Raw genomic sequence first — 5271 nt, forward strand, 5'->3', positions numbered from 1 at the left:
GCGATCGCACCTGCGCGTGGGCCGAGTATTCGTATATCATTGTTTCCGTTCAACAGGGTCGTGCCTGCGACCTTCTATCCTGGAAATTGGATGATCAGCATCAGTTTCAATCCGAAGCGTTGATCTTGATGCCATCATCACCCGATATTGAACTCGACACAGTGTAAGCCTCCCTCAGCCGCTGTTTTGTCGCTTTTCGATGCAAACCCGTTGAATCCACGTCCTGCAAAACTCCTATGTTGAATCCCAATCTGGATGAAATCCAGCTTAGTCGTGAAGACTATGAGCGCTATTCGCGCCACCTTATCCTGCCCGAAGTCGGCTTAGAAGGCCAAAAACGCCTGAAAGCCGCGAGCGTTCTCTGTATTGGAACCGGGGGGCTTGGTTCTCCGCTGCTGTTGTACCTTGCGGCTGCCGGAATTGGCAAGATCGGCATCGTCGATTTTGATGTGGTCGATCATTCCAACCTGCAACGCCAAGTCATTCACGGGACATCCTGGGTCGGCAAGCCTAAGATCGAATCGGCCAAAAACCGAATTTTAGAAATCAATCCCGACTGTCAGGTGGAATTGTACGAAACCCGCCTTTCCTCTGAGAATGCGTTAGATATCATTCGTCCCTATGACGTGGTGGTAGACGGAACGGATAACTTCCCGACTCGTTACCTCGTGAATGATGCCTGCGTACTGCTCGGTAAACCCAACGTCTACGGTTCCATCTTCCGGTTTGAAGGCCAAGCCACCGTCTTTAACTATGAAGGTGGCCCCAACTACCGTGACCTGTATCCCGAACCGCCACCGCCCGGAATGGTTCCCTCCTGTGCGGAAGGGGGCGTACTCGGCATTCTGCCCGGTATTATCGGCGTGATCCAGGCGACAGAAACCGTCAAGATTATTCTCGGCAAAGGTCGCACCCTCAGCGGTCGCCTGCTGCTGTACAACTCCCTGGAGATGACCTTCCGCGAACTGAAGTTGCGCCCGAATCCCGAACGTCCTGTCATCGAAAAACTAATCGATTACGAAGAGTTCTGCGGGATTCCCCAAGCCAAGGCCGCCGAAGCCGCCGAGAAAGAATCAATTCCGGAAATGACGGTGCATGAACTCAAGCAGATTCTGGACAATGGCGCAGACGATTTTGTGCTGATCGACGTTCGGAACCCCCACGAGTACGAAATTGCCCGGATTCCAGGGGCAGTGCTGATTCCCCTTCCTGATATTGAAAACGGGGATGGCATTGAAAAGATCAAAGTGATTGCGAATGGCTATAAGCTCATTGCCCATTGCAAGATGGGAGGGCGATCGGCCAAAGCACTCGCCATTCTGCAAGAGGCTGGCATTACGGGAACCAACGTCAAAGGCGGAATCACTGCCTGGAGCCGTGAAGTCGATCCCTCGGTTCCAGAGTACTAAAACGATCCAACCATTTACCGATGTATTAAATCTGTTTTAGGGTGCAGCAATGCACCCCTTTTTTGTATCTCAGTGCAAGATGAGCGATCGCCCCTCATCCGTTCAGCGGTGTTGGCAATCCGTCTATGCTGACCAAGTTTTTCGTTTGTTGATAGGTCGCGATTTCCGCCGTTCCTTTTTGCTCAGCCCATTGAATCAACTCATCCCGCTGCCCCTGATATACATACAGCGGCACCCCTGTACCGCAGGAGGTTTGGACGCGGTTGAGATCTGCAACAATGATTTGCCGCACTCCGGGCAGTGGCGGAAAGTGGGCAACGAGGTCTGCCCAGTCATCTTGTCCAGGTAGGTAGGTTTTTCCTTTACCGTATAGCCGCAGAATGACGGGCTTTCCCTGAAATGCACAAAACATGAAGGTAATTCGGCCATTTTCTTGGAGGTGAGCCGAGGTTTCATTACCACTTCCGGTCAAATCCAGGTAGGCAACCTGCGTATCCGACAAAATACGAAAACAGTCCAACCCTTTTGGTGAAACATTCACATGCCCGTCGGCACCCAGGGGAGCCGTCGCCACAAAGAACATTTGCTGAGCCTGCATAAACGTCTGAAGGTCTGGCGTGATGTGGGGAAAAACTTTAGCCATGATGGAGAAACCTCACTGAACAGGGCAATTATAGCCACTGTTTGCGAGAACGAGTTCCCCAACATCACGCCCCACAGCCTAATTTTGGGTGAGGCACTGCATCACAACTTCAGATTGAGAGGTAGAGACTAACTCCGCTCGTGCAGTTTCTGCAATGGGGATTGCGCTTGTAGACGCTGATACAGGTGCAGCGTTACTGGCTTCAAGGGCAACTAAAAAGGTGATGGCAAGGTAGGAAAAAACACCACCAACAATTAGGGTTGCGGCTTTCATGGGTTTATCCTCCTTTTCTATAGTGGGTACACCAGCATTGTAAAGGAGATAAGAGACTCTGGCATCCTCTAACATGATGAACGCCAGGAAGGATACTCACCCATCCCCCCGTCAGAATGATCGGGTGACGGGTAGCTTAGCCTCTTGCCAAGCGAGCATTCCTCCCCGCAGATTCACCACTTGATGAATTCCATGCTTCTGAAGCAGAACGGTCGCCTGAGCAGAACGCCGACCGGAGCGGCAAACTGCAATTAGAGGACGATCCGTTGGAATCTCCTGAAGGCGAGACTGAAGTTCATCCAGGGGAATCAATTGAGCATTCGCAATATGTCCCAAATCCCCCGTATACTCACTAATGCTGCGAACATCGAGGACATTCACCTTCTCTAAATGCTCAGCCACCCATTGGGGGTCAATCTCGCGCAGTCCCGCGTAGGTGTAGCGAACGGGTCCCCAATCCGCGATTTTAGACTGTCAAGTTCAGGATTAATTAGGTTCGAGACAAGATCTACGCACAAGGGGCGATCGCCGTCCCATCCTCCGGCAAAGCCTTGCGAATTTGGATATCCATAGATTGTCTCAGTCCGTTGTCTTCTATTTTCTACACAGGCACAATCTCCTATTTCCTAAGCTCATCGCAACGTCATGAGAAGCACAGTCAATTGTGGAAAGAGACTTTAAGATATGTAAAGGCGAAACGACGAGATAAACCAATGGCAACTGGACGTGAAACCCTGTGGGAAAAATTTTTAGCCCCCGTTGTGCGATTGATGATTGATGAGGACGCACTGCGAGCAGAATACGAAAGTCTCAATTGGGAGATGGAGAGCGATCGCTTTCGGAATCCATCTCTCCCACTACCGGAGTACTACACCTCCAAGAATTTTCATGGGGTCAAAGGCGGATATCTGAATCCCGGTGCAGCCACCTCCTACGATCCGATCACGCAATATGTTTTGCTCCCCAACGAAACCTGGATTCGTCAAGGGGTGGGTGATCGCGTTCAGGGGTTTCCAAAACGCATTCTCGATCTGGGCTGTGGTACAGGTTCCACAACGGTTCTGCTCAAACAAAAGTTTCCCCAGGCTGAGGTGATCGGGGTCGATCTGTCGCCGTATATGCTGGTTGTTGCTGACCGGAAAGCTACGAAACAAGGGCTTGCGATTGAATTTACCCAAGCCAACGCAGAACAGACGGGCTTTGCGGACGAAAGCTTTGATCTGGTCACGGCATCACTGCTTTTCCACGAAACACCACCCTTTGTGGCAATCAACGTTCTGCGCGAAGCCTTCCGGCTTCTAAAACCTGGTGGTGAGGTGATTATCTTGGACGGCAATCAGGCTACCCTACGCCAAACAGAATGGCTGATGGATATTTTTGAGGAACCCTATATTCGGGACTACGCCGAGGGCAGCGTGGATGCATGGATGGGGCAGGCCGGGTTTGAATGGGTTCGCACTGAGCCGCATTGGTGGACGAATCAAATTAGCTGGGGTGTGAAACCTAGCGTCGTTGGTGATCTCCATCAAACGACTACCGCGATCGACGAGACCCCTCAGTGGGCGATGGGATAACAAAAGGGCGATCGCCCTCTCCGTAGATCTGCGCCTTCTTCTTTGCGTCCCCCAAAGGAGCGTATTGGTCTCCCATAGAAGTCTCAGATCTAGATTCAGTCGGTTGTTCACCCTTTATTCATGGGCGAGGACGGAGGCCAAAATGCCGATAGCGCCAATAATCGTGCAGAATACGATCGTGATCAAAACAAAGCTTGGGCGGCGTTTGCCACGGTTCAAAAATCCCGACGGTCTTCGCATCATCCCCTGCGAGGGGATCTCCGTGGGCGATCGCTAAAAATACAACACTGATCGTATGCTTGCGGGTATCTCGCGTCGGGTCGGAATAGACGTAAAATTGCTCAATTAATTCAACCGCTAGCCCCAACTCCTCCTGTGCTTCCCGGCGGGCTGCATCCTCAATTGATTCACCGTAATCTACAAATCCGCCCGGAATCGCCCACCCCAGTGGAGCATTGTGGCGTTCGATCAGGATGATGGGACGATGGGGGCGATCGCTCAGTTCGACGATGATATCAACCGTTGGGATGGGATTGCGGTAGGTCACGAATTTGCTCAGGTATGGAATCGGTGCTATGGAACCTAGCGATCGCCCCTCAGCAGGCGTCGAACCGTTCGCAACAACTCTGGCGGATGAAACGGCTTTGTAATGTAGGCATCCGCTCCCTGCTTCATGCCCCAGTAGCGATCGAAATCTTCGCTCTTGGTCGTGCAGACTAAGACAGGTAAGTCCTTTGTTTTAGCTTCGTTCTTAATCCATCGGCACAGCTCATACCCATTCATCTGAGGCATGATGAGGTCAGTAATCACAAGGTCAGGAAGACGCTGCTGGATTTTTTCCTGCGCCTCCACCCCGTTAGTGGCTTCTATCACCTCAATTCCCTGATCCCTCAGCAACTCAGACAGCATGTGCCGCAGCGTTTGGCTGTCATCCACAATCAGAACCGTACTCATAAATTAATGATCTGCCCTCAGACGTCCTGAACGATACGGTAAACGCTATCCCACGCGCAAGGCAGGTTCCATCCACAACGGAGACTATAGTCGTAGCCCAGCGAAAACCACCAAGCCTACGGTTAGCAACCTGAGAGTACTTCGGAGTGCAGTCGTTGAAATGCCTACAAACAGAAGAAAAAACATGCTAAGTCCAGTATATCCTCATCTCAGCGCTGTCGGTAGCCTTGGAATCAAGGGTATCCAACCCAACCCACTCCCCACTCCACCACGATAAATACAGAGGGGAATCTGGGACGTTTTTGCAATACCTCTTAACTCGAAGAGGAGCCACTGAGTAAACTCAGCAGCTCCCCTTAAACGCATACCCCCAGGGGAATTCGAATCCCCGTCGCCTCCGTGAAAGGGAGGTGTCCTA

8 protein-coding genes are annotated in these 5271 nt (G+C 51.6%); 3 read left to right on the plus strand and 5 right to left on the minus strand.

Going from position 1 to position 5271, the window contains the following annotated elements; genetic code table 11:
* Window positions 1-167 (plus strand): hypothetical protein (locus tag IGR76_14600; GenBank protein ID MBF2079705.1); only part of this gene is annotated, 167 nt, incomplete at its 5' end.
* Window positions 168-236: 69 nt separating this feature from the next.
* Window positions 237-1409: a molybdopterin-synthase adenylyltransferase MoeB gene (gene moeB / locus IGR76_14605; GenBank protein ID MBF2079706.1), complete on the plus strand. Its 1173-nt coding sequence runs from the start codon at window positions 237-239 to the stop codon at window positions 1407-1409.
* A 94-nt stretch (window positions 1410-1503) separates the two neighbouring features.
* Here the strand turns inward: moeB and IGR76_14610 are convergent, their stop codons facing one another.
* The 3 genes from IGR76_14610 to IGR76_14620 form a co-directional block, all read right to left on the minus strand.
* Window positions 1504-2052: a pyridoxamine 5'-phosphate oxidase family protein gene (locus IGR76_14610; protein ID MBF2079707.1), complete on the minus strand. Its 549-nt coding sequence runs from the start codon at window positions 2050-2052 to the stop codon at window positions 1504-1506.
* Window positions 2053-2130: 78 nt separating this feature from the next.
* Window positions 2131-2325 (minus strand): hypothetical protein, encoded by a 195-nt coding sequence (locus tag IGR76_14615; GenBank protein ID MBF2079708.1) that lies wholly within the window; start codon window positions 2323-2325, stop codon window positions 2131-2133.
* Between the two features lie 111 nt (window positions 2326-2436).
* Window positions 2437-2790, minus strand: a complete 354-nt coding sequence (locus tag IGR76_14620) for a rhodanese-like domain-containing protein (protein ID MBF2079709.1) — start codon at window positions 2788-2790, stop codon at window positions 2437-2439.
* A gap of 248 nt (window positions 2791-3038) precedes the next feature.
* On the opposite strand from IGR76_14620, the gene IGR76_14625 reads away from it, so the two are divergent.
* Window positions 3039-3899: a methyltransferase domain-containing protein gene (locus tag IGR76_14625; GenBank protein MBF2079710.1), complete on the plus strand. Its 861-nt coding sequence runs from the start codon at window positions 3039-3041 to the stop codon at window positions 3897-3899.
* Window positions 3900-4017: 118 nt separating this feature from the next.
* Here the strand turns inward: IGR76_14625 and IGR76_14630 are convergent, their stop codons facing one another.
* Both IGR76_14630 and IGR76_14635 read right to left on the minus strand, forming a co-directional pair.
* The gene (locus tag IGR76_14630; protein ID MBF2079711.1) at window positions 4018-4446 is read right to left on the minus strand and encodes an NUDIX hydrolase; all 429 of its coding nucleotides are present in this window, start codon (window positions 4444-4446) and stop codon (window positions 4018-4020) included.
* Window positions 4447-4481: 35 nt separating this feature from the next.
* Window positions 4482-4853 carry a response regulator gene (locus IGR76_14635; protein ID MBF2079712.1) on the minus strand — a complete coding sequence of 124 codons (372 nt, stop codon included), beginning with the start codon at window positions 4851-4853 and terminating at the stop codon, window positions 4482-4484.
* Window positions 4854-5271 lie beyond the last annotated feature (418 nt).

Origin of the sequence: Synechococcales cyanobacterium T60_A2020_003, from assembly GCA_015272205.1 — a bacterium.
Classification (GTDB): Bacteria; Cyanobacteriota; Cyanobacteriia; order RECH01; family RECH01; genus JACYMB01.

Bases quoted from the DNA above. Each gene is read 5' to 3' on its own strand.
- IGR76_14635 (MBF2079712.1), bottom strand. From the start codon at position 4,853: ATGAGTACGGTTCTGATTGTGGATGACAGCCAAACGCTGCGGCACATG.
- IGR76_14615 (MBF2079708.1), bottom strand. From the start codon at position 2,325: ATGAAAGCCGCAACCCTAATTGTTGGTGGTGTTTTTTCCTACCTTGCC.
- moeB (MBF2079706.1), top strand. From the start codon at position 237: ATGTTGAATCCCAATCTGGATGAAATCCAGCTTAGTCGTGAAGACTAT.
- IGR76_14610 (MBF2079707.1), bottom strand. From the start codon at position 2,052: ATGGCTAAAGTTTTTCCCCACATCACGCCAGACCTTCAGACGTTTATG.
- IGR76_14625 (MBF2079710.1), top strand. From the start codon at position 3,039: ATGGCAACTGGACGTGAAACCCTGTGGGAAAAATTTTTAGCCCCCGTT.